Source organism: Salmonella sp. A7 (assembly GCF_020181675.1).
Classification (GTDB): domain Bacteria; phylum Pseudomonadota; class Gammaproteobacteria; order Enterobacterales; family Enterobacteriaceae; genus Salmonella; species Salmonella enterica.
This window is the reverse complement of record NZ_CP084001.1, coordinates 1,400,855-1,424,181: the sequence shown is the minus strand read 5'-3', so window position 1 is coordinate 1,424,181 and position 23,327 is coordinate 1,400,855. Positions and strand designations below refer to the sequence as shown.

At 52.5% G+C, this 23,327-nt stretch carries 24 protein-coding genes and 6 tRNA genes; 16 read left to right on the top strand and 14 right to left on the bottom strand.

Annotated features, from left to right (window positions below):
• Window positions 1–47: 47 nt before the first annotated feature.
• A tRNA-Ala gene (locus tag LCS67_RS06785) sits at window positions 48–123 on the bottom strand.
• Window positions 124–165: 42 nt separating this feature from the next.
• Window positions 166–241: transfer RNA gene (locus LCS67_RS06780), tRNA-Ala, on the bottom strand.
• A 221-nt stretch (window positions 242–462) separates the two neighbouring features.
• Between LCS67_RS06780 and LCS67_RS06775 the strand changes: the two genes are divergently transcribed.
• Both LCS67_RS06775 and LCS67_RS06770 read left to right on the top strand, forming a co-directional pair.
• Window positions 463–825 (top strand): MerR family transcriptional regulator, encoded by a 363-nt coding sequence (locus LCS67_RS06775; protein WP_000472034.1) that lies wholly within the window; start codon window positions 463–465, stop codon window positions 823–825.
• 1 nt (window position 826) lies between these two features.
• A complete protein-coding gene (locus tag LCS67_RS06770) occupies window positions 827–1,219 on the top strand; it encodes a MerR family transcriptional regulator (RefSeq protein WP_000826514.1) in 393 nt (130 codons plus the stop codon).
• A gap of 53 nt (window positions 1,220–1,272) precedes the next feature.
• Here LCS67_RS06770 and gltX read toward each other — a convergent pair whose 3' ends face one another.
• A complete protein-coding gene (gene gltX / locus LCS67_RS06765; RefSeq protein ID WP_000695623.1) occupies window positions 1,273–2,688 on the bottom strand; it encodes a glutamate--tRNA ligase in 1,416 nt (471 codons plus the stop codon).
• 258 nt (window positions 2,689–2,946) lie between these two features.
• Between gltX and LCS67_RS06760 the strand changes: the two genes are divergently transcribed.
• The 4 genes from LCS67_RS06760 to LCS67_RS06745 all read left to right on the top strand — a co-directional run bounded on the left by LCS67_RS06760 (window position 2,947) and on the right by LCS67_RS06745 (window position 3,340).
• Window positions 2,947–3,022 (top strand) — tRNA-Val (locus tag LCS67_RS06760).
• Window positions 3,023–3,067: 45 nt separating this feature from the next.
• A tRNA-Val gene (locus LCS67_RS06755) sits at window positions 3,068–3,143 on the top strand.
• 41 nt (window positions 3,144–3,184) lie between these two features.
• Window positions 3,185–3,260: transfer RNA gene (locus LCS67_RS06750), tRNA-Val, on the top strand.
• A gap of 4 nt (window positions 3,261–3,264) precedes the next feature.
• Window positions 3,265–3,340 (top strand) — tRNA-Lys (locus LCS67_RS06745).
• 214 nt (window positions 3,341–3,554) lie between these two features.
• Here the strand turns inward: LCS67_RS06745 and LCS67_RS06740 are convergent.
• The 4 genes from LCS67_RS06740 to xapA are packed head-to-tail and all read right to left on the bottom strand — an operon-like array spanning window position 3,555 to window position 6,853.
• Window positions 3,555–4,439, bottom strand: coding sequence for a LysR family transcriptional regulator (locus tag LCS67_RS06740; protein ID WP_000438884.1), 885 nt, complete (start codon window positions 4,437–4,439; stop codon window positions 3,555–3,557).
• A 51-nt stretch (window positions 4,440–4,490) separates the two neighbouring features.
• Entirely contained in the window at window positions 4,491–4,649 is a 159-nt protein-coding gene (locus LCS67_RS06735) for a XapX domain-containing protein (RefSeq protein ID WP_000658729.1), read from the bottom strand.
• 58 nt (window positions 4,650–4,707) lie between these two features.
• Complete coding sequence (locus LCS67_RS06730; protein WP_000513240.1) at window positions 4,708–5,964, bottom strand: nucleoside permease; 1,257 nt, start codon at window positions 5,962–5,964, stop codon at window positions 4,708–4,710.
• 55 nt (window positions 5,965–6,019) lie between these two features.
• Window positions 6,020–6,853 (bottom strand): xanthosine phosphorylase, encoded by an 834-nt coding sequence (gene xapA / locus LCS67_RS06725; protein WP_001119741.1) that lies wholly within the window; start codon window positions 6,851–6,853, stop codon window positions 6,020–6,022.
• Between the two features lie 255 nt (window positions 6,854–7,108).
• Here xapA and LCS67_RS06720 point away from each other — a divergent pair, with 255 nt between their 5' ends.
• Entirely contained in the window at window positions 7,109–7,870 is a 762-nt protein-coding gene (locus LCS67_RS06720; RefSeq protein WP_000722937.1) for an outer membrane protein OmpK, read from the top strand.
• A gap of 61 nt (window positions 7,871–7,931) precedes the next feature.
• On the opposite strand, the gene LCS67_RS06715 is transcribed toward LCS67_RS06720, so the two are convergent.
• Window positions 7,932–8,858, bottom strand: a complete 927-nt coding sequence (locus LCS67_RS06715) for a LysR family transcriptional regulator (protein WP_001109835.1) — start codon at window positions 8,856–8,858, stop codon at window positions 7,932–7,934.
• Window positions 8,859–8,947: 89 nt separating this feature from the next.
• Between LCS67_RS06715 and LCS67_RS06710 the strand changes: the two genes are divergently transcribed.
• Window positions 8,948–9,946 carry a bile acid:sodium symporter family protein gene (locus tag LCS67_RS06710; protein WP_000765569.1) on the top strand — a complete coding sequence of 333 codons (999 nt, stop codon included), beginning with the start codon at window positions 8,948–8,950 and terminating at the stop codon, window positions 9,944–9,946.
• Here the strand turns inward: LCS67_RS06710 and LCS67_RS06705 are convergent.
• The 3 genes from LCS67_RS06705 to zipA form a co-directional block, all read right to left on the bottom strand.
• A complete protein-coding gene (locus tag LCS67_RS06705) occupies window positions 9,943–10,161 on the bottom strand; it encodes a DUF3820 family protein (RefSeq protein ID WP_001519708.1) in 219 nt (72 codons plus the stop codon). The two genes, LCS67_RS06710 and LCS67_RS06705, sit on opposite strands and share 4 nt — an antisense overlap.
• Before the next feature lies 1 nt (window position 10,162).
• Entirely contained in the window at window positions 10,163–12,178 is a 2,016-nt protein-coding gene (ligA, locus tag LCS67_RS06700; RefSeq protein WP_000433271.1) for an NAD-dependent DNA ligase LigA, read from the bottom strand.
• Window positions 12,179–12,249: 71 nt separating this feature from the next.
• Window positions 12,250–13,236, bottom strand: a complete 987-nt coding sequence (gene zipA, locus LCS67_RS06695) for a cell division protein ZipA (protein WP_000983115.1) — start codon at window positions 13,234–13,236, stop codon at window positions 12,250–12,252.
• 231 nt (window positions 13,237–13,467) lie between these two features.
• On the opposite strand from zipA, the gene cysZ reads away from it, so the two are divergent.
• The 5 genes from cysZ to crr all read left to right on the top strand — a co-directional run bounded on the left by cysZ (window position 13,468) and on the right by crr (window position 18,479).
• Window positions 13,468–14,229, top strand: coding sequence for a sulfate transporter CysZ (gene cysZ, locus LCS67_RS06690; RefSeq protein ID WP_000255008.1), 762 nt, complete (start codon window positions 13,468–13,470; stop codon window positions 14,227–14,229).
• Window positions 14,230–14,540: 311 nt separating this feature from the next.
• Window positions 14,541–15,512, top strand: a complete 972-nt coding sequence (gene cysK, locus LCS67_RS06685) for a cysteine synthase A (protein WP_000036904.1) — start codon at window positions 14,541–14,543, stop codon at window positions 15,510–15,512.
• 383 nt (window positions 15,513–15,895) lie between these two features.
• Window positions 15,896–16,153, top strand: coding sequence for a phosphocarrier protein Hpr (gene ptsH / locus LCS67_RS06680; protein ID WP_000487600.1), 258 nt, complete (start codon window positions 15,896–15,898; stop codon window positions 16,151–16,153).
• Window positions 16,154–16,201: 48 nt separating this feature from the next.
• Window positions 16,202–17,929, top strand: coding sequence for a phosphoenolpyruvate-protein phosphotransferase PtsI (ptsI, locus tag LCS67_RS06675; RefSeq protein ID WP_100521911.1), 1,728 nt, complete (start codon window positions 16,202–16,204; stop codon window positions 17,927–17,929).
• Window positions 17,930–17,969: 40 nt separating this feature from the next.
• A complete protein-coding gene (gene crr, locus LCS67_RS06670; protein WP_000522253.1) occupies window positions 17,970–18,479 on the top strand; it encodes a PTS glucose transporter subunit IIA in 510 nt (169 codons plus the stop codon).
• A gap of 162 nt (window positions 18,480–18,641) precedes the next feature.
• Here the strand turns inward: crr and LCS67_RS06665 are convergent, their stop codons facing one another.
• Window positions 18,642–18,881, bottom strand: coding sequence for a hypothetical protein (locus LCS67_RS06665; RefSeq protein ID WP_000844541.1), 240 nt, complete (start codon window positions 18,879–18,881; stop codon window positions 18,642–18,644).
• Window positions 18,878–19,744 carry a pyridoxine/pyridoxal/pyridoxamine kinase gene (pdxK, locus tag LCS67_RS06660; protein WP_000529601.1) on the bottom strand — a complete coding sequence of 289 codons (867 nt, stop codon included), beginning with the start codon at window positions 19,742–19,744 and terminating at the stop codon, window positions 18,878–18,880. Before pdxK ends, LCS67_RS06665 begins: the two co-directional genes overlap by 4 nt.
• Before the next feature lie 82 nt (window positions 19,745–19,826).
• On the opposite strand from pdxK, the gene ptsJ reads away from it, so the two are divergent.
• The 3 genes from ptsJ to LCS67_RS06645 are packed head-to-tail and all read left to right on the top strand — an operon-like array spanning window position 19,827 to window position 22,289.
• The gene (ptsJ, locus tag LCS67_RS06655; protein WP_000565101.1) at window positions 19,827–21,119 is read left to right on the top strand and encodes a transcriptional regulator PtsJ; all 1,293 of its coding nucleotides are present in this window, start codon (window positions 19,827–19,829) and stop codon (window positions 21,117–21,119) included.
• A gap of 14 nt (window positions 21,120–21,133) precedes the next feature.
• Entirely contained in the window at window positions 21,134–21,853 is a 720-nt protein-coding gene (locus tag LCS67_RS06650) for a GMP synthase (RefSeq protein WP_001263755.1), read from the top strand.
• A 58-nt stretch (window positions 21,854–21,911) separates the two neighbouring features.
• Window positions 21,912–22,289, top strand: coding sequence for a YfeK family protein (locus LCS67_RS06645; RefSeq protein WP_000710726.1), 378 nt, complete (start codon window positions 21,912–21,914; stop codon window positions 22,287–22,289).
• A 32-nt stretch (window positions 22,290–22,321) separates the two neighbouring features.
• On the opposite strand, the gene cysM is transcribed toward LCS67_RS06645, so the two are convergent.
• On the bottom strand, window positions 22,322–23,233 hold the full coding sequence (gene cysM / locus LCS67_RS06640; RefSeq protein ID WP_001093873.1) for a cysteine synthase CysM: 912 nt from the start codon (window positions 23,231–23,233) through the stop codon (window positions 22,322–22,324).
• Window positions 23,234–23,327 lie beyond the last annotated feature (94 nt).

Below are 23,327 nucleotides of genomic sequence, written 5' to 3'. Positions count from 1 at the left end.
TGTGACAAAAAGCAAAAACCCCCGCTTTTCAGCGAGGGTTTGAATATTGGTGGAGCTAAGCGGGATCGAACCGCTGACCTCTTGCATGCCATGCAAGCGCTCTCCCAGCTGAGCTATAGCCCCATAGTGCTTTTACGTATACGCCAAATTTATCGGGAGTAAATTTGGTGGAGCTAAGCGGGATCGAACCGCTGACCTCTTGCATGCCATGCAAGCGCTCTCCCAGCTGAGCTATAGCCCCACTACGTAAAGCTTGTCGAGTTGACGGGCGGCATCATATGAATTCCCTCGGCATGTGTCAACGGCAAAATGAACTTGCCGAATTCAATCGCTGAAAAAGCATTCAAATAAAGGACATTGCGGCACAACTCGCATTCAGTAGTTAAACACGTCACGGTTTCGACTAAAATGGTGCTATAAAATGAACCACTAATTAACCCCACGACTATTCAGGGAATCGTTATGTTCAAGGAACGGATGACGCCAGAAGAACTCGCTAATCTCACCGGTTACAGCCGACAAACCATCAATAAATGGGTACGGAAAGAAGGCTGGGCAACATCGCCCAAACCTGGCGTCCAGGGCGGTAAAGCCCGTCTGGTTCATGTAAACGAACAGGTTCGTGAATATATCCGCAGCGCTGAACGTTCAGTTGACCATCACGCAGACACATTCACGCCTGCCAGCAACGCATCGCTTGAAGCGCTGCTTATGACGCTCGCCAAAGAGATGACCTCATCCGAGCAGAAACAGTTTACCTCTCTCCTCGTGCGTGAAGGGATTACCGGTTTGTTACAACGCTTAGGGATACGCGATAGCAAATAATATGAAAAGATTACGCAGTAAAATGACCACTGAAGAGCTGGCTGAATGCCTCGGCGTGGCCAGACAAACCGTCAATCGCTGGATCAGAGAACAACACTGGAAAACCGAAAAATTTCCCGGCGTCAAAGGCGGACGCGCAAGACTCATCCATATTGATGCCAGCGTGCGGGAGTTTATTCTCAATATTCCGGCTTTTCGCAAACTGCCTGCGTTTTATCAGGCGGAAGAGGCTTTCGCAGAATATGCGAACGCGGCGCACAGTCACGCTTATCGACAAATTATTGATGCCGTTGAAAATATGTCTGCTCAGGAACAGGAAAAACTGGCGCTGTTTTTATCGCGGGAAGGTATTCGCGGATTTCTGACGCGTTTAGGTATCAATGAGGCGGACTAACAAATAATAAACGGCAGGCGTCTGCCCTGCCGTTTATTCTGTTTCAGCTGGCGTTACTGCTGGCTTTCACGCTCGGCGATAAAGCCCAGCGCTTTGTTGATGCGCTCAATGCTGCGGGTTTTGCCAATCGCATGTACGGTGACATCCAGCGCAGGCGACTGCCCGGCACCGGTCACAGCCACACGCAGCGGCATCCCTACTTTACCCATCCCCACTTCCAGCTCATCCGCCGTGGCCTGAATCGCGTGGTGGACGTTTTCTGCTGACCAGTCCGTAATCGCCGACAGCTTGTCGCGCACCACTTCCAGCGGCTGACGCGCCACCGGGCGGAGGTGTTTTTTCGCCGCATCGGCGTCAAACTCGCTGAAGTCTTCATAGAAGTAGCGGCAGCTCTGCGCCATCTCTTTCAGAGTTTTGCAGCGTTCGCCCAGCAACTTCACCAGTTCAGCAAGCTGCGGGCCGTTACGGGTGTCGATATTTTCCTGCTCGATATGCCACTGCAAATGCGTCGCCACATATTCCGGCGCCAGCGTATTGATATAGTGGTGGTTCAGCCACAGCAGTTTATCGGTGTTGAACGCGCTCGCAGACTTGCTCACCGCACCGAGGGAGAACAGCTTGATCATCTCTTCGCGGGTGAAGATTTCCTGATCGCCGCTGGACCAACCCAGACGCACCAGATAGTTCAGCAACGCTTCCGGCAGATAACCGTCATCGCGATACTGCATCACGCTCACCGCACCGTGACGTTTAGACAGCTTTTTACCGTCGTCGCCGTTAATCATCGACACATGCGCGTACATCGGCACCGGCGCGTTTAACGCTTTCAGAATGTTAATCTGGCGCGGAGTATTGTTGATATGGTCTTCGCCACGAATCACATGGGTAATTTCCATATCCCAGTCGTCCACCACCACACAGAAGTTGTAGGTCGGCGAACCGTCGGTACGACGAATGATCAGATCGTCCAGCTCCTGATTGCTGAATTCGATCGGCCCACGGATCTGATCATCAAAAATAACGGAACCGTCCTGCGGGTTAGCAAAGCGCACCACGCATGGCTCATCGTCGGCATGATGTTCGTGACTGTGGCGGCAGCGCCCGTCATAACGCGGCTTCTCGCCTTTCGCCATCTGATCTTCACGCAGTTGCTCCAGACGCTCTTTAGAGCAGTAGCATTTATAGGCCGTTCCCGCCTCCAGCATCTCGTCAATCACCGCGTTATAGCGATCAAAACGTTTGGTCTGGAAATATGGGCCTTCGTCCCATTCCAGGTTCAGCCAGTTCATACCATCCATGATGGCTTCAATGGCTTCCGGCGTGGAACGCTCAAGATCGGTGTCTTCAATACGCAGCACGAACTCACCGCCGTGGTGACGTGCGAAAAGCCAGGAATAAAGAGCAGTACGCGCGCCGCCGACGTGCAGATAACCTGTCGGGCTAGGCGCGAAGCGAGTTTTGATTTTCATGAAATGGCCTTACGTTTATAAAGATGCCGACAACCGGCAAATCCTGGAAAGATGAATAGCCTTGTATTCTATCACTGTGGCTTGATTCCTCAATGTTGATCCGGTCAGAACGCTACGCTTTGCTATTTCCGTATAGAAATCATGCAGCGCGGAGTAATTCACGATCGTTTTGTTTAATTTTACGACGAACAAACAAAAACTTTAGAAAATGCGTTGACTCATTTTCAACTCTCCCTATAATGCGACTCCACACAGCGGGGGTGATTAGCTCAGCTGGGAGAGCACCTCCCTTACAAGGAGGGGGTCGGCGGTTCGATCCCGTCATCACCCACCAACTACTTTATGTAGTCTCCGCCGTGTAGATAAGAAATTGAGAAGTGGGTGATTAGCTCAGCTGGGAGAGCACCTCCCTTACAAGGAGGGGGTCGGCGGTTCGATCCCGTCATCACCCACCACTTTCTCGCCAGCTAAATTTCTTATTGTGAAGTACCGAAGTGGGTGATTAGCTCAGCTGGGAGAGCACCTCCCTTACAAGGAGGGGGTCGGCGGTTCGATCCCGTCATCACCCACCACTTCGGGTCGTTAGCTCAGTTGGTAGAGCAGTTGACTTTTAATCAATTGGTCGCAGGTTCGAATCCTGCACGACCCACCAATGTAAAAAAGCGCCCTAAAGGCGCTTTTTTGCTATCTGCGATTTATAAGATTCGAACCTGCCGCAAGTTCGGGTCTTGCCTGATGCGCTGCGCTTATCAGGCCTACAGACGACACCGCACACGTAGGCCGGATAAGACGTTAGTCGCCATCCGGCGCAGACGACACCGCACGCGTAGGCCGGATAAGACGTTAGTCGCCATCCGGCGCAGACATCATACCGTCAACGCCGCCACCAGTTTCTCCAGTGCTGGCGTTGCCTGCTGCTGGTCATACACAATATACAAATCCGCCGGAATACGTTCCTCTAACGGACGGAACACCACACCCGGCCAGCTCATTTGCGCATAGCCATCAGCCATCAACGTAATCCCAATCCCCATACTGATCATCGCCAACACCGTTTGCGGCTCAACCACTTCCCGAATAATCATTGGCGAGAAACCCGCCTGTTGGCATACACGTTGTAAAAATCCCCAATCAGAATGCACGGAAGGCAGCGTGACAAAATATTCATTGCGCAACGCCGCCAGCGGCACAGAATCTCTGGATGCCAGATCGTGATCTTCCGGAACTGCAACCATGAATGCAGATTCATGCAAACGTATGCTGGTAAAACCGACTGCCGGTTCGATAGCCATACGCCAGATCCCTGCATCAAGCTCCCGACGCTCTAACAACGCCATTTGCATACCTGGAGACTTTTCGCGAAAAAGTACTTCAACATTGGGGTTTGCTTTCAAAAAGTGACGCATTGCAGGACGCATTCTTCCCCACAGCGCCGTACCAACCACACCCAGTTCAATGCGCCCCGCTTCACCGCGACCAATCTGCTCCACTCGCGCCAGCGCCTGGTTTGCATTGGCTAACAAGCGACGTGACTCCTCCATTAAAACTTTCCCGGCATGGGTTAATGCAACGCTGCGGGAATGACGAATAAACAACAATGTACCCAGTTGCTGTTCAAGTTCTTTGATATGGATACTCAAGGGAGGTTGTGACATATTTAACCGGGCAGCAGCCCGGCCAAAATGCAATTCTTCTGCAACAGCGAGGAAATAACGTAATAGCTTTAGATCAATACGATGGGCTCGTTCCATCACTATCGCACTCCAGCAATAAGGGATAACGTCTGGAATTTACCATATTACCTAGTAAAAAATAGATTTAACGACAAGATACCCAATATACATAAATACAATAGATAACACCCCGGGTAAAACATTTGGTGCAGGAATAGGTATACGGCATAAAGTAAAAAATGCGCCAATACCAAATCCAATACTGGAGGAGAGAATAATTTCTTTCATGCTGTGTCCTTGTTCATAAAAATGGACTGGCGAACATCCTCTCGCCAGTCAAATAAAATTAATGTGCTAATGATTTGGTCGACAGTTTTTCTGGATGGTGCTTATATTTAAAGAACAATGCAAAAATAACGGCCAATGCCAGAGCGTAGGCGGCAAAGACCAGCCAGATGGTTTGCCAATCTTTTACGCCATCAATAGAAAAATAATCCACGGCCATACCGCTTAAAAGAGACCCAATCCACGCCCCCACGCCGTTAACCATGGTCATAAACAGCCCCTGCGCGCTGGCGCGAATACTTGAGTCCACTTCCTGCTCTACAAATACCGACCCTGAGATGTTGAAGAAATCAAATGCGCAGCCATAAACAATCATCGACAGCAGCAATAGCACAAAGCCAAACGGGGATGGATCGCCAAAGGCAAAGAAGCCGAAACGCAGCGTCCACGCCAGCATGCTCATCAGCATTACCGTTTTAATACCAAAGCGTTTAAGGAAGAATGGAATGGTGAGGATAAAGCCCACTTCCGCCATCTGCGAAACTGAAAGCAAGATAGAGGGATACTTCACCACAAAACTATCGGCAAACTCAGGATTACGGGCAAAATCATGCAGGAACGGATTACCGAAGACATTGGTAATTTGCAGCACCGCCCCCAACATCATCGCAAACAAAAAGAAGATTGCCATGCGTGGATTTTTAAACAGAACAAAAGCATCCAGTCCGAGCTTACTGGCAAGCGTGGTGTTCGCCTTCTTCTCGGCTACCGGAATTTTCGGTAACGTCAGCGCATACAGGGCCAGCAATAACGATGCGCCAGAAGCGATGTATAATTGCGCACTGCTCAGTTCCAGCCCCATCAGGCTCACCGTCCACATCGCAACAATAAAACCTATTGTGCCGAAAACGCGCACAGGCGGAAATGACGTTACCGGATCCTGACCTGCTTTCGCCAGACAGGAGTACGAAACGCTATTGGATAATGCAATCGTTGGCATATACGCCATCGCATTAACCAACATCACCCAGAACATCGTCTGGGGATCGGTAACAGTGGTGGCGTACAATAAAGCCCCCGCGCAAACCAGATGGCAAAGCATATAGGCTCGTTCAGCGCGCAGCCATTTATCAGCAATGATCCCCATAATGCCCGGCATGATAATCGCTGCCAGTCCTTTTGAGCTGTAGACCATACCGACATTCGCGCCGGTAAAATCCAGTGTATTGATCATGTAAGAGCCCAGGGTAACCAGCCAGCTCCCCCAGATAAAATATTGCAAGAACGACATGACTTTTAAGCGGGACGTAATACCCATTTTTTTATTCCTTGCCGTGAGATAAAGCCCCAATACGGGGCCGTAGTCATTGTGTTTAGTCCAGCTTACGTAAAAAGCCGCAAATCAGATTTATAAAGTTCTGCCGGGAAAGTTCAGCCGCAGCCAGCGTTTGCGCATGGGAGAGTTTTACATCGCCCAGCCCTTCCGCCAGATTGGTGATCGCTGAGACAGCAACAACTTTGAGACCACAATGACGTGCGCTAATCACCTCAGGGACAACGGACATTCCGACCACATCGCCGCCAATAATCTGCATCATGCGGATTTCTGCCGCCGTTTCGAAGTTCGGACCCGGATAAGAAACAAATACGCCTTCAGTGAGGGGGAATCCCTCCTCTGCCGCAACGGACTGAAGCATGGCGCGATAATCTGCGTCATAAGCATTAGCCAGCGAGAAGAAGCGATCGCCATAACGATCATCGTTTGGCCCCACCATCGGCGTACCGGGCATCGTATTAATGTGATCGCTAAGCGCAACCAGGCTACCCGGCCCCACTTCCGGACGCAGAGATCCTGCCGCATTGGTGCAGAACAACACTTCACAGCCCAGTAATTTCAACGTGCGAATGGCATCGGTCATCACCGCCATTCCACGCCCTTCATAAAAATGCCCGCGGCCTTTCATACAGGCCACCGGAACACCCGCCAGATGACCGAGCACCAGTTCACCAGCATGGCCGTGTACGGTGCTGACGGGAAATCCCGGCAATTTCTCGTAAGAAATGGCTACCGCATCTTCGATTTGGTCCGCCAGAGCACCCAACCCGGAGCCTAAAATAAACGCGACTCGCGGGGTAAATGCCGGTTTATGTGCATGAATAATATCAACACAATACTCAGGATTATGAGAAAAAAAAGCGTGAGGCATAAGTTTCCTTGTTCTATCGGATTTAATTTGACTCCTTTTTATAACGACCATCGCCCCTTGCTGACCAATACACTTTTCACGTGTCATCAATAGCCATTTAATATCGATAGATTTAGATCGCTTCTGTATTAATACAGAGGGAAAACAGTATTGGTTTTTGCTTGCACTTCATATTAACAATATGCCGCTTTCATATTTATAAATTGCCTCTTTTTAATTAACCCATTAATAATTATCGGCATAGGGAAATATGCTATGAAAAAAATCCTTACTCTGACGCTTTCTTCTTTACTCATTATTCCCACACTCACCCATGCGGAATTTAAAGGCGGGTTCGCCGATATCGGCCTCCATTACCTCGACTGGACATCAGACACCACGGAAAAAACCAGTAAAAAATCTCATAAAGATGATTTTGGGTACCTGGAACTGGAAGGCGGAGCGAATTTTAGCTGGGGAGAAATGTACGGTTTTTTCGACTGGGAAAATTTTTACAATGGCCGCCACGCTAAACCCGGCAGCGAACAGCGTTACACCTTTAAAAATACTAACCGTATTTATCTGGGCGATACAGGATTAAACCTCTATCTCCATGCCTACGGGACGTACGGTTCACCTCATCGCGCTAATTTCCATGATGACATGTTTCTCTATGGTTTAGGCTATAACTTCGCAGGTAACGGTTACTGGTTTAAACCCTTCTTTGCCAAACGTTATACCGATCAGACCTACTACACAGGCGATAATGGTTATGTATTAGGTTGGGTGGCCGGCTATAGCTTCTCGTTGGGTAGTGAGAATTTCAGCGTAACGAACTGGAATGAGTATGAGTTTGACCGCGATGCGTCCTACGCTGCGGGCAATGGCGGGAAAGATGGCATTAATGGCGCAGTAGCGCTGTGGTGGAATGCGACTCCTCACCTGACCACAGGAGTACAATATCGTTACGCTGATAATAAGTTAGGAGAATCCTTCCTGCAGGATGGCATTATTTATTCCATCAAATACCTGTTTTAATACACTGCCCTGTCAAAAATGGCAGGGCAAGACCGCACCTCACGCACGGACAGATAGATATTTATAGCTGATACAGCGGATCTTTCGCCCTCGCGGCGGTTAATTCGCTGGCCTGGGTGCGTACTACATCCCATAACGCCTGCGCCGCGGTGGATAAAGAACGGTTTTTTCGCCGCGCCAGCATGAGCTGCCTTTCAACTACGGGCGTCAGCCGTTTAACCTGTAAGTGGCTGCCCTGCGGGAGCGGTAACGCCAGCGCGGGCAGCACGCTGATGCCGATTCCCGCTTCCACCATTGGAAAAAGCGTGGCCGGGTGACCAATCTCCTGAACAATATTGGCATCAATCGAAAAGTGGGCCAGCGCCGCATCAATCAGCGGTCGACTGCCGGAAGCATAATCCTGTAAGACCAGCGACGCCTGTTTAAGATCCTGCCAGCTTACCCATTCCTGATGCGCCAGCGGATGATCCTGGCGACACAACAGTAAAAAAGGCTCTGATAAGATGGCTTCACACTGTAAATCCACCGCTGCGCCAGGATCGATAACGATGCCAAAATCCACTTCTCCCTGGCGGATACTCTCCAGCACCCACTGCTGCGGACGATCGTGCAATACAAAATCAATAGCGGGATAAAGTGAATTACTTTGGGCAATGCATTGCGGAATAAGATGCGCAGAAATGGTTTGGCTCGCGGCAACGCGCACGGTGCCGGTTAATTGTGTCCCTACTCTGCCTGCATCGCGCAGTATGCTGTTCAGTTCATCAAGCACCCGCTCCAGACGCGTCGCCAGTTGTTGCCCCGCCTCGGTCAGCACCACCTCACGCGTAGTGCGATCCAGCAGTCTGACGCCGGTTTGCCGCTCCAGCTCTTTTACGCTATGACTGACCGCAGACTGGCTCAGTCCAATCCTGTCCCCTGCCCGACTAAAACTTTTGGCCTGGGCGACGGTAATAAAAATACGCAGTTGACGCAGTGAATAGTTCATCGACTAGATTCATATATAGATGCAATAAATCAATTTTATTTCTCAAAGCGAAAAACGCAAAATAGCTGCACCGACTTTCAGGAGTTTTTATGAAACTTTTTCGTATCCTTGACCCTTTCACGCTGACACTTATCACCGTGGTACTGCTGGCCTCTTTTTTCCCGGCGGAAGGTGGCTTTGTGCCTGTCGTTGAAGGCATTACGACAGCGGCCATCGCTCTGCTGTTTTTTATGCATGGCGCGAAGCTTTCACGTGAAGCGATCATCGCTGGCGGCAGCCACTGGCGGTTGCATCTGTGGGTCATGTGCAGCACTTTTGTGCTCTTCCCTGTCCTCGGCGTACTGTTTGCCTGGTGGGCGCCTGTCAATGTCGACCCTATGCTCTACAGCGGCTTTCTGTATCTGTGTATTTTGCCCGCCACCGTGCAGTCTGCGATTGCGTTTACTTCACTCGCGGGCGGTAACGTCGCGGCCGCGGTGTGCTCAGCGTCTGCGTCCAGTCTGCTGGGCATTTTCCTGTCGCCGCTGCTGGTCGGTCTGGTAATGAATATTCATGGCGCGCAGGGCAGTCTGGAAGAGGTGGGCAAAATTATGCTGCAACTGCTGCTGCCTTTTGTGCTGGGACACCTGTCTCGCCCGTGGATCGGCAACTGGGTCGCGCGCAACAAAAAGTGGATCGCGAAAACGGATCAGACCTCTATTCTGCTGGTGGTCTACTCGGCGTTCAGCGAAGCGGTGGTCAACGGCATCTGGCACAAAGTCGGCTGGGGATCGCTGCTGTTTATCGTCGTGGTCAGCCTCATACTGTTGGCGATCGTCATCGCTATTAACGTCTTTGTCGCCCGTAAATGCGGCTTCAATAAAGCCGACGAAATCACTATTGTTTTCTGCGGTTCGAAAAAAAGCCTGGCCAACGGGATCCCGATGGCCAATATTCTTTTTCCGACGTCAGTGCTGGGTATGATGGTATTACCGCTGATGATCTTCCACCAGATCCAACTGATGGTCTGCGCAGGGCTGGCGCGGCGCTACAAACGCCAGACCGAGAAGTTACAGGCGCAGCAGGAAAGCCGCGCCGCGAAAGCTTAAAGCGGGCGTTTCAGGGGCTGCACCAGTTGCGTCAGCCCCTCGGTTTTAATCAGCAGCGTGATTTGCATCAACTCCCCCAGTTTACCCGCCGGAAATTGATCTTTACGGGCAAACCACAGCAAATACTCTTCCGGAAGGTCGATCAATCGACGTCCCTGATATTTGCCAAAGGGCATCACGGTGTTGGCGATTTCAACCAGCTGCTCTTTTTCCATCTCAGGCACCCAGTAAGCGGATCATTTCCGCTTCATCAATCACGGTAATACCCAGTTCCTGCGCTTTGGCAAGTTTGGAACCCGCCGCTTCACCGGCAATCACCAGATCGGTTTTCTTCGATACGCTGCCTGCCACTTTCGCGCCCACCGCCACTAAACGCGCTTTAGCGTCATCGCGGGACATCTGGCTCAGGCTACCGGTTAGTACCACGGTTTTACCGGCAAACGGGCTATCGATCTCTTGCACATTAATGACTACCGGCGCGGGCCAGTGAACCCCTTCCGCCAGTAGCTGCCCAATCACGTCACGATTACTCTCTTCGGCAAAAAAGTTAAAGACGTGCGTAGCGACCACAATCCCCACGTCAGGTACTTTCTGCAACTCGTCAATGGTGGCGGCCTGCAGCGCCTCCAGCGTGCCGAAATAAGCCGCCAGCCCCGCCGCCGTCGCTTCACCCACTTCACGGATGCCCAGCGCATAGAGAAAACGCGCAAAGGTCGTCGCTTTGGCTTTTTCCAGCGCGTTAACAACATTTTGCGCGGACTTTGGCCCCATTCGGTCCAGGCCGGTCAGTTTACCCGCCGTCAGACGGAACAGATCCGCTGGCGTATGGACATACTCCCTTTCCACCAGTTGGTCGATGATCTTATCGCCCATCCCGTCTACATCCATCGCCCGGCGCGACACAAAATGTTTCAGCGACTCTTTACGCTGCGCGCCGCAAATTAGCCCGCCGGTACAACGGGTAACGGCTTCGCCTTCAACGCGCTCTACGTCCGATCCGCACACCGGACAGTGCGTTGGAAACACAATCGGACGCGTCTCTTCAGGGCGTTCGGACAGAACCACGTTGACCACCTGAGGGATCACATCGCCTGCCCGACGGATAACCACCTTATCGCCAATACGCAAGCCAAGCCGTTCAATTTCATCGGCATTATGCAACGTGGCATTGCTGACCAGCACACCAGCCACCTGAACTGGTTCCAGACGCGCCACCGGCGTAATCGCCCCGGTGCGCCCGACCTGAAACTCAACATCGCGCACAAAAGTCATCTGCTCCTGAGCAGGGAATTTAAACGCCACCGCCCAGCGCGGCGCGCGGGCCACAAAGCCCAGCTGTTCCTGCAAAGCCAGCGAGTTGACCTTAATCACCACGCCGTCGATATCAAAACCGAGCGTGGGGCGATCTTTTTCGACGTTGTGATAAAAATCCAGTACCGCCTGGGGAGAATCGCACAGCGTCACGCGATCGCTGACCGGTAGCCCCCACGCTTTAAATTGCAGCAAACGTCCCAGATGCGTATCCGGCAACTCGCCGCCTTCCAGAATACCGACGCCGTAGCAGAAAAATGTTAGTGGTCGCTTCGCCGTAATACGCGGATCGAGCTGACGCAGCGAGCCCGCCGCCGCGTTACGCGGGTTAGCAAACACTTTGCCGCCAGTACGGCGCGCGTCTTCATTGATCTTTTCGAACCCGGCCTGCGGTAAAAATACCTCTCCGCGAACTTCAAGACGCGCCGGAATGTTATCGCCATGCAGCTTTAAAGGAATGGCACGAATCGTGCGCACGTTTGAAGTGATATCTTCACCGGTGGTGCCGTCGCCACGCGTCGCAGCGCTCACCAGCACGCCGTTTTCATACAGAATGCTGACCGCCAGGCCATCCAGTTTTAGCTCGCAGCACCAGATGACATTTTCCGTGCTTTTTAGACGATCCTGCACTCGCTTGTTAAACGCCAGGAAGCTTTCTTCATCAAATACGTTATCGAGCGACAGCATCGGTACTTCATGGCGAATCTGGTTGAATGCCGTCAGCGGCGCCGCGCCAACGCGCTGCGTGGGCGAATCCGGCGTGATAAGGTCCGGACGTTGCGCCTCCAGCTCTCGCAGTTCCCGCATCAGGCGGTCATATTCGGCGTCGGGAATCTCCGGCGCATCCATCACATGATACAGATATTCATGATGGCGAAGCGTGGTTCGCAGTTCTGTCAGTTGTTGTTCGATTGGTTCCATATCACACCATCAATGATAAAAAACCCCCGACAGGCGGGGGTTACGTTAAAAATGTCACACCTGCGTTAACCTCAGGCGTTAGCGTCCATCACCTCGCGGATGCGGTCCTGATATTCGCGCAGTTTCTGCGGCGTCATCATCCGACGCTGGTCATCCAGCACAACGCCGCCGACCTCATCAGCGATATGCTGCGCGGATTGCAGCATCAGCTTGAAGTTCTGCAGCGCATCGCCGTAAGACGGAACCTGCATAAAGATAGTGACGCCAGGCGTAGTGAAGTCCGTCATTTCAGGATCAAACGTTCCCGGATTGACCATATTCGCGAGACTGAACAAGGCCGGGCCGCTGCCGTCCGGGCTCAAATGACGATGGAAAATATTCATATCGCCAAATTTAAAGCCTGACTGCTGAATACTGTTCAGTAACACTTCACCATTAAGCTCGCTGCCATGATGGGCCGCGACGTTCATAATGATGACCGCCTCTTTACGCTGCGGTTTTTCCACAACCGGCGCTTCTTCCACTACCGGTTCTGCCTCAACCACAGGTTCCGCAGGCTGGAAGGTTTGCGCTGATGGCGGCGGCGCGGGCTGCGCAACAGGCTGCGGCGTTTGCGACGGCGGTGCAGGCTGCTGTTGCGGCGGCTGTACCGGCGGCGCAGATGGCTGAACCTGCTGAGGCTGCGGCGCAGGTTGGACCGGTTGCTGAACCGGCTGTTGCATCGGCGCTTGCGGCTGCGGCGGCGCCGCTGGACGCGGTTGCGCAGACGCATAAGGCGGCTGGTACTGGTGTTGCGGCGACTGACGAGGGGCATCATGCTCCTGCGGCTGGCCGGGGGCATGATTTACGCGGTGAACACGAACTTCACCCACGCCTTCGTCTTCTTCAACATCGTCGTCATACGAGTCGTCGTCGCGTTTCGATTTCATGCGTTTTAGTGGACGATCGCGGAACATAGAAGATCGTTCTTTACGGCTGGTCCAGAAACCATGTACCAGTAAAGCGATTATGGCGATCGCGCCAACAATGATTAATATCAGACGCAAATCCTGCATCATTATATTCTCTGTTGTTCTAACACCTTGCCACCACGGCAAACATTTACTCACTAAGAGTATTTGCCGATTACGTCAAGTGCAAGTGTACTGTTGGCTTTCGCAGCATAAAGATGAAGGAAAATGTACTTTTTGCTGTTTTTTCGAACATTTCCGAACTATCCACCGTCTGATAACCGGGTAAGATATCCCACGTTTACCCAGGGCTTTAAGAAAAAGGAGTATGTCCTGAATATGGTTTCATCATCCACAACCGTACCACGTAGCGGCGTCTATTATTTCTCGCAAGGATGGAAGTTAGTCACCCTACCGGGAATCCGCCGCTTTGTTATTTTACCTTTGCTGGTCAACATTGTGCTGATGGGCGGCGCATTTTGGTGGCTGTTTACGCAGCTTGACGCCTGGATACCTTCGTTGATGAGTCATGTGCCGGACTGGCTGCAATGGCTGAGCTATCTGCTGTGGCCGATTGCGGTTATCTCTGTTCTGCTGGTCTTTGGCTATTTTTTCTCTACCCTCGCCAACTGGATCGCCGCGCCGTTTAACGGCCTTTTAGCCGAACAGCTTGAGGCGCGGTTAACCGGCGCCACGCCGCCAGATACCGGCATACTCGGCATCATGAAAGATGTACCGCGCATTATGAAACGTGAATGGCAAAAGCTGGCGTGGTATCTGCCGCGCGCTATTGTGCTGCTGGTTCTCTATTTCATTCCTGGCATTGGCCAAACCATCGCGCCGGTGTTGTGGTTTTTGTTCAGCGCCTGGATGCTGGCGATCCAGTATTGCGACTACCCGTTTGATAACCACAAAGTGCCGTTTAAAACGATGCGCGCCGCGTTGCGCACGCAGAAGGTCGCGAATATGCAATTTGGCGCGCTCACCAGCCTCTTTACGATGATTCCGGTGCTTAACCTTTTCATTATGCCTGTTGCCGTCTGTGGCGCGACGGCAATGTGGGTTGATTGCTGGCGTGCTAAACACGCGTTATGGAAATAACGTAAAAATGTATAAATAAGAGATGGCTTAGAGCCTATCCCACCAGGCGTTATTGGCGCAGCCAGTTTGGACACGGACAGCGCGCAAAAACCGGAGCGTACACGTAGTACGTGAGGATTTTGAGCACTGCCCAGGACCAAAATGGCAAGTAAAATAGCCCTAATGGGATAGGCTCTTATGCTGTCTCTTATTCTATACTGATAACCATTATTTCCCATCAGCATATAGATATGCGAAATCTTTACTTCCCCATATCTGGCTGGAAGGTATGCTGGGAAGGTATCCCAATTTCATATAGTTAAGGACAGGCCATGAGTAAGATTTATGAAGATAACTCGCTGACTATCGGCCATACGCCGCTGGTTCGACTGAACCGTATCGGTAATGGACGCATTCTGGCGAAGGTGGAGTCGCGCAACCCGAGCTTCAGCGTCAAGTGCCGTATCGGCGCCAATATGATTTGGGATGCCGAAAAGCGTGGCGTACTGAAACCTGGCGTGGAACTGGTGGAGCCGACCAGCGGCAACACCGGTATTGCGCTGGCGTATGTCGCCGCCGCGCGCGGTTACAAACTCACCCTGACCATGCCGGAAACCATGAGCATTGAACGCCGCAAGCTACTCAAAGCATTAGGCGCGAATCTGGTGCTGACCGAAGGGGCGAAAGGGATGAAAGGCGCTATTCAGAAAGCCGAAGAAATTGTCGCCAGCGATCCGCAAAAATATCTCCTGCTCCAGCAGTTCAGCAACCCTGCCAACCCGGAAATCCATGAAAAAACCACCGGCCCGGAAATCTGGGAAGACACCGATGGTCAGGTGGATGTGTTTATCTCCGGCGTCGGTACTGGCGGTACGTTAACCGGCGTCACGCGTTATATCAAAGGGACGAAGGGTAAAACCGATCTTATCACCGTTGCGGTAGAACCCACTGACTCCCCGGTTATCGCCCAGGCGCTGGCTGGTGAAGAGATCAAACCGGGCCCGCATAAAATTCAGGGCATCGGCGCAGGCTTCATCCCAGGCAACCTGGATCTGAAACTGATTGATAAAGTGGTTGGCATCACCAATGAAGAAGCCATTTCTACCGCGCGCCGTCTGATGGAAGAGGAAGGTATTCTGGCGGGAATTTCTTCCGGCGCCGCGGTTGCTGCAGCGCTTAAGCTGCAGGAAGATGAAAGCTTTACCAATAAGAATATTGTGGTTATCCTACCTTCATCAGGTGAGCGTTATCTGAGCACCGCGTTGTTCGCCGATCTCTTTACTGAGAAAGAACTGCAACAGTGATGCCAGCATGTTAAAAACGCGTAAAAAAGCACCTTTTTGGGTGCTTTTTTGTGGCCTGCTTCAAACTTTCACCTCACCTGGCATTGATTCACCCTGCCGGAACTGGTATTTAACCAGACTAATTATTTTGATGCGCGAAATTAATCGTTACAGGAAAAGCGTTAGCTGAATCGATTTTATGATTTGGTTCAAATCTTCCTTTCGCGGCATAATGTTTAATGACGAGCGAAACGTCAGCGGCCATAAGTTGCCAGCAACGGATTGCGTAGAACACCTTTTGTGTCGCGTCCCGTTTACGCCGGCGCTAACAATACAGGCTAAAGTTGAGCCGCCAGGCTAGACTTTAGTTCCACAACACTAAACCTATAAGTTGGGGAAATACAATGTTCCAGCAAGAAGTTACCATTACCGCTCCGAACGGTCTGCACACCCGCCCTGCTGCTCAGTTTGTTAAAGAAGCAAAAGGCTTCACTTCTGAGATTACTGTGACTTCCAACGGCAAAAGCGCCAGCGCGAAAAGCCTGTTTAAACTGCAGACTCTGGGCCTGACTCAAGGCACCGTCGTCACCATCTCCGCAGAAGGTGAAGATGAGCAGAAAGCGGTTGAACATCTGGTCAAACTGATGGCGGAACTCGAGTAAGTTTTTTTCCGGGTTCTTTTAAAAATCAGTCACAAGTAAGGTAGGGTTATGATTTCAGGCATTTTAGCATCCCCGGGTATCGCTTTCGGCAAAGCACTGCTGCTGAAAGAAGACGAAATCGTCATTGACCGGAAAAAAATTTCTGCCGACAAGGTTGATCAGGAAGTTGAACGTTTTCTGAGCGGTCGTGCCAAGGCATCTGCGCAACTGGAAGCGATCAAGACAAAAGCTGGTGAAACGTTCGGTGAAGAAAAAGAAGCCATCTTTGAAGGGCATATTATGCTGCTCGAAGATGAGGAGCTGGAGCAGGAAATCATAGCCCTGATTAAAGATAAGCACATGACGGCTGACGCAGCCGCACATGAAGTTATCGAAGGTCAGGCCACTGCCCTGGAAGAACTGGATGATGAATACCTGAAAGAGCGCGCGGCTGACGTACGTGATATCGGTAAGCGCCTGCTGCGCAACATCCTGGGTCTGGCCATTATCGATCTGAGCGCGATTCAGGAAGAAGTTATCCTGGTTGCCGCTGACCTGACGCCATCAGAAACTGCACAGCTGAACCTGCAGAAAGTGCTGGGCTTCATCACCGACGCGGGCGGACGCACGTCTCATACCTCCATCATGGCGCGTTCTCTGGAACTGCCGGCGATCGTAGGTACCGGTAGCGTCACCTCTCAGGTGAAAAACGGCGACTATCTGATTCTGGATGCCGTAAACAACCAGGTTTACGTCAACCCGACCAACGATGTTATTGAGCAACTGCGCGCCGTCCAGGAGCAGGTTGCGACCGAGAAAGCGGAACTCGCAAAACTGAAAGATCTGCCGGCAATCACGCTGGATGGACATCAGGTTGAAGTTTGCGCCAACATCGGTACCGTTCGTGACGTTGAAGGCGCTGAGCGCAACGGCGCGGAAGGCGTTGGTCTGTATCGTACTGAATTCCTGTTCATGGATCGCGACGCGCTGCCGACGGAAGAAGAGCAGTTTGCCGCCTATAAAGCGGTCGCTGAAGCGTGCGGCTCGCAGGCGGTTATCGTCCGTACCATGGACATTGGCGGCGACAAAGAGCTGCCGTACATGAACTTCCCGAAAGAAGAGAACCCGTTCCTGGGCTGGCGCGCCGTGCGTATCGCCATGGATCGCAAAGAGATCCTGCGTGACCAGGTTCGCGCGATTCTGCGTGCCTCCGCTTTCGGTAAATTGCGCATTATGTTCCCGATGATCATCTCTGTTGAAGAAGTTCGCGCGCTGCGCAAAGAGATTGAAATCTACAAACAGGAACTGCGTGACGAAGGTAAAGCATTTGACGAAAGCATTGAGATTGGCGTGATGGTGGAAACACCGGCTGCGGCGACAATTGCGCGTCATTTAGCCAAAGAAGTTGATTTCTTTAGTATCGGCACCAATGATTTAACGCAGTACACCCTGGCAGTTGACCGTGGTAATGATATGATTTCACACCTTTACCAGCCAATGTCACCGTCCGTACTGAACTTGATCAAGCAAGTTATTGATGCTTCTCATGCAGAAGGTAAATGGACTGGCATGTGTGGTGAGCTTGCAGGCGACGAACGTGCTACACTTCTGTTGCTGGGGATGGGTCTGGACGAATTCTCTATGAGCGCCATTTCTATCCCGCGCATTAAGAAGATTATCCGTAACACGAACTTCGAAGATGCGAAGGTGTTAGCAGAGCAGGCTCTTGCTCAACCGACAACGGACGAGTTAATGGCGCTGGTTAACAAGTTCATTGAAGAAAAAACAATCTGCTAATCCACGAGATGCGGCCCAATTTACTGCTTAGGAGAAGATCATGGGTTTGTTCGATAAACTAAAATCTCTGGTTTCTGATGATAAGAAAGACACCGGAACTATTGAGATTGTTGCCCCGCTCTCTGGCGAGATCGTCAACATCGAAGACGTGCCGGATGTAGTTTTTGCTGAAAAAATCGTTGGTGATGGCATCGCTATCAAACCAACCGGTAACAAAATGGTCGCCCCTGTTGACGGTACCATCGGCAAAATCTTTGAAACCAACCATGCGTTCTCTATCGAATCCGATAGCGGCATTGAGCTGTTCGTTCACTTCGGTATCGACACCGTTGAGCTGAAAGGTGAAGGCTTCAAGCGTATTGCTGAAGAAGGTCAGCGCGTGAAAGTTGGCGATCCGGTCATCGAGTTCGATCTGCCGTTGCTGGAAGAAAAAGCCAAGTCTACCCTGACTCCGGTTGTTATCTCCAACATGGATGAAATCAAAGAACTGATCAAACTGTCCGGTAGCGTGACCGTGGGTGAAACTCCGGTTATCCGCATTAAGAAGTAATTCTTGCCGCAGTGAAGAATGGCGCCTTTGGGCGCCATTTTTTTTGCCTGTGGCCGGATAAGGCGCTTGCGCCGCCATCCGGCGATGGTGCGGCGCACTGCCTGATGGCGCTACGCTTATCAGGCCTACAAGGTTGCGAACATTTCAGCGCCAATCCACGGGTTACAACTGCGAGGTCACCGGGCGAAAGCACTTCTCGCGCATCAGGATCTTCATCCCATCCGGGCCACTCTCCAGCATCCTGCGTTCGGAATCGGACACTTGCAACTCGCACTGATAGCCGCCAGTGATACCAAACATCGCCCGCGCTACGCAAATATCTTCCAGCGCGTCCAGCCCGCTCGTTTCAAAATGCCCCACGATACGTCCCTGCTGGCGAACTACCAGCCGATAACTCTTCATCGCGCCTCCCCTGCCGGCGGCAGAATTAACTCATCACAGCCACACTGCTGTGTCCAGGTCATCACCTCCAGCACGCGCTGCGCCGCATCTTTTGCCGCGGTCGTCAGTTTTTTTCCCTGCACAATACCGCTGACCAGCTCGGCGCAGAAGAGATCTCCCGTCCCTTTTAATTCCGTCGCCACCCGCGGGTGGGCAAAGACCTCCACGACCTGCGCGGTAACGACGGCAACCGTTATGGTCTCCAGCGATTCGCCCGGCGCGCTGGTGATAACCACCCATTTCAGCGTATCGGAAAGCAGCGATTGCGCCGCCGCCACCGCCTCTTCCAGCGTGCGACACGGTTTACCACTCAGCATCTCCAGCTCAAATACGTTCGGCGTTAGCCCCTGCGCCTGCGGCAACAAATGTGTGCGATAAGCCTGCGGAATTTCCGCCTGCACATACATTCCACTGTCGGTATCGCCAATGACCGGATCAACAAGAATACACACATCCGGATGCGAAGCCCGGATCGCCATTAGCCACTTCGAAAGCAAGACAATTTGGTCTGCGCTGCCCATGTAACCGGTGGTAATCGCTTTTAATTCACGTAGAGCATCGCGCTCATTCAACGCCGTAAGGTAGCCTGCAAACCACTCGGCGGGAATAATGCCGCCATAAAACGTTTTATAGTGCGGCGTATTGCTGAACAGCACCGTCGGGACAGCCGCCACGCGTAATCCCTGCGCTTTAATGGCCGGAACAGCGATGCTGTTGCCTACGCTGCCGTACACGACCTGTGACTGGACGGCGACGATATCGGTCTGTAACGCCCGATGGTTGTCGTCGAAGAGCACTGACTGAATATCACTCTCTTGTCCCATAAAATTTTCCTCTCGCTGGACAGCAGGCTACCGCCTCATTATCATTGTCATATGCTAAAATTCATTTTGTCATAGGTCAATAATGATCGACGGAAAAACCGCTAACGAAATTTTTGACAGTATCCGTCAACACATTATTGCCGGCACGTTACGGGCAGAGGATTCGCTCCCGCCGGTACGGGAGCTGGCAAACGAATTAAAGGTGAACCGCAATACCGTCGCAGCGGCGTATAAACGGCTGATAACGGCGGGACTGGCGCAAAGTTTAGGCCGCAATGGGACGGTGATTAAAGGCAGTCCGTCTCCCGTAGCGCTGGAAGGCGGCGATCCGCATACGCCTCTGCACGACCTTTCCGGCGGCAATCCCGATCCGCAGCGTCTGCCTGACCTCAGCCATTATTTTGCCCGTCTCAACCGCACGCCGCATCTCTACGGCGATGCGCCCGTTTCCCCTGAACTACACGCCTGGGCGGCGCGCTGGCTACGGGATGCCACTCCCGTCGCAGGCGAAATTGATATCACCAGCGGAGCTATCGACGCTATCGAAAGACTGCTTTGCGCGCATCTGCTGCCGGGCGACAGCGTCGCGGTGGAAGATCCCTGTTTTTTAAGCAGTATCAATATGCTGCGCTATGCCGGTTTTAGCGCCAGCCCGGTCAGCGTAGATAGCGAAGGAATGCAGCCTGAAAAGCTGGAGCAGGCGCTAAATCAGGGCGCGCGGGCAGTGATCTTAACGCCGCGCGCGCACAACCCTACCGGCTGTAGTCTGAGCGCTCGCCGTGCCGCTGCGCTGCAAAATATACTGGCGCGTTACCCTCAGGTACTGGTCATTATCGACGATCACTTCGCCTTGCTTTCTTCGTCGCCCTGGCAGCCGGTTATTGCGCAGACAACGCAACACTGGGCGGTGATACGCTCCGTTTCCAAAGCCCTCGGCCCCGATTTACGTCTTGCTATTGTCGCCAGCGACAGCGCGACCTCGGCAAAACTTCGGCTGCGGCTAAATGCCGGTAGTCAGTGGGTCAGCCATCTGTTACAGGATCTGGTCTACGCCTGCCTGACCGACCCTGAGTATCAGCACAGGCTGGCGCAAACGCGGCTGTTTTACGCCGCCCGGCAACAAAAACTGGCCCGCGCCCTACAGCAATATGGCATCGCCATTTCTCCCGGCGACGGCGTGAATGCCTGGCTCCCGCTGGACACTCATAGCCAGGCTACCGCGTTTACGCTGGCAAAATCCGGCTGGCTGGTACGTGAGGGAGAAGCCTTTGGCGTAAGCGCGCCGTCTCACGGTCTACGTATCACGCTGTCGACATTAAATGACAGCGAGATCAACACGCTGGCGGCTGATATCCATCAGGCGCTAAATCGCTAACAGGAGAAAATAACGTGCGAGTTCATTTTGTTGTCCATGAGTCGTTTGAATCCGCTGGCGCTTATCTGAAATGGGCTGAAGATCGCGGTTATACCATTTCATGGTCGCGCGTCTATGCCGGAGAAGCGCTACCGCCCAATGCCGATGAGTTCGATATGCTCGTGGTATTTGGCGGTCCGCAGTCGCCGCGCACCACCCGCGAAGAGTGCCCATACTTTGACTCTCGCGCCGAACAGCACTTAATTAATCAGGCGATTACGGCCCGGCGAATGGTTATCGGCATTTGTCTTGGTTCACAGCTCATTGGCGAGGCGCTGGGCGCCGCTGTGTGCCAAAGTCCGGAAAAAGAGATTGGTCACTACCCTATTACGCTCACTGAAGCCGGTCTGCGGCATCCGCTTATCACCCACTTTGGCTCCCCGTTAACCGTCGGCCACTGGCACAACGATATGCCAGGACTCACCGATCAGGCGACCGTGCTGGCTGAAAGTGCCGGCTGTCCACGTCAGATAGTGCAGTACGGCAATTTTATCTACGGCTTCCAGTGTCATATGGAATTTACCGTCGAGGCGGTTGAAGGATTAATCCAACATTCGCAACAGGAGTTGGCCGACGCGCAAGGGAAGCGTTTTATCCGCTCGGTCGCCGAGATGCGCGCATGGGATTACCAGCAAATGAATGAAAAGCTGTGGCGTTTTCTGGATGAACTCACGCTGGCGCACTCACAGAAATAACCACACCAGGAGTGCAACTTATTACCCGGCTAACGGTCTGAGGTGCAGTGATTCTCGCATGAAAAAGGATTTTACCATGAAGAAAATTGTCTGCGCCGTCGTTGCGCTCCTGCTGGCCCTACCCGCCTGGGCGAAGCTAAACGCCCACGAAGAAGCGCGCATTAACGCCATGCTTAATGCGCTGGCGCAGAAAAAGGATCTGACATTCGTTCGTAACGGTGATGCGCATAACTGCGAGGAAGCCGTATCGCACCTGCGCTTAAAACTGGGTAACACGCGCAATCGTATCGACACCGCCGAACAGTTTATCGATAAAGTCGCGTCGTCGTCGTCCATCACCGGAAAACCCTATATCGTTAAAATTCCCGGTAAAAGCGATGAAAACGCGCAGCCTTATTTACATGCGCTTATTGCGGAAACGGATAAAACGCTATAACACACGGGTGCCATACGACGATGGCACCTCGTTTAAATCCCTGCCCCCTGGCTGAAATGCTCTTCACCAAACACGCCGGTAGACAAGTAACGGTCGCCGCGATCGCAGATGATCGCCACCACTATCGCGCCGGGCGTGGCTCGTGCGACGCGTAACGCACCCGCTACCGCGCCGCCGGAACTCACGCCGCAGAAAATCCCTTCACGCACCGCCAGTTCACGCATGGTGTTTTCGGCATCATTCTGATGAATATCCAGCACCTCATCCACCAGCGAAGCGTTAAATATGCCCGGCATATATTCCGCAGGCCAGCGGCGAATTCCCGGAATACTGCTGCCCTCTTCCGGCTGCAGGCCAACGATAGTGACCGGCTTTTCCTGCTCGCGCAGAAAACGCGACACGCCGGTAATGGTGCCGGTCGTGCCCATGCTGGAGACAAAATGCGTTACCCGCCCCTGCGTTTGCCGCCAGATTTCCGGGCCGGTGGTGGTGTAGTGAGCGTAGGGATTATCAGGATTATTAAACTGATCGAGCAGTTTGCCCTCGCCTCGCTCAGACATAGCGAGCGCTAAATCGCGCGCCCCTTCCATTCCCTGCTCTTTAGTGACCAGAATCAGTTCCGCGCCATAGGCCCGCATTGCCGCCCGACGCTCCTGGCTCATGTTGTCTGGCATCAACAGCTTCATGCGATAACCTTTCAGCGCGGCGATCATCGCCAGCGCAATGCCAGTGTTGCCGCTGGTCGCTTCAATCAGGACATCGCCCGGTTTAATTTCCCCGCGCTTTTCCGCCTCGACAATCATCGATAGCGCCGCGCGATCTTTCACCGATCCTGCTGGATTATTGCCTTCCAGCTTGACCCAGATTTCACTGCCGTTATCCGGCGCCAGACGTTGTAATTTGACCAGCGGCGTATTGCCGATGGTTTGTTCTAATGTATTCACGTTTTCAGCTCAATAAAAATGCCGGGTGGCGCTGTGCTTACCCGGCCTACAAAATCACGATATACGCTGTAGGCCCGGTAAGCGAAGCGCCACC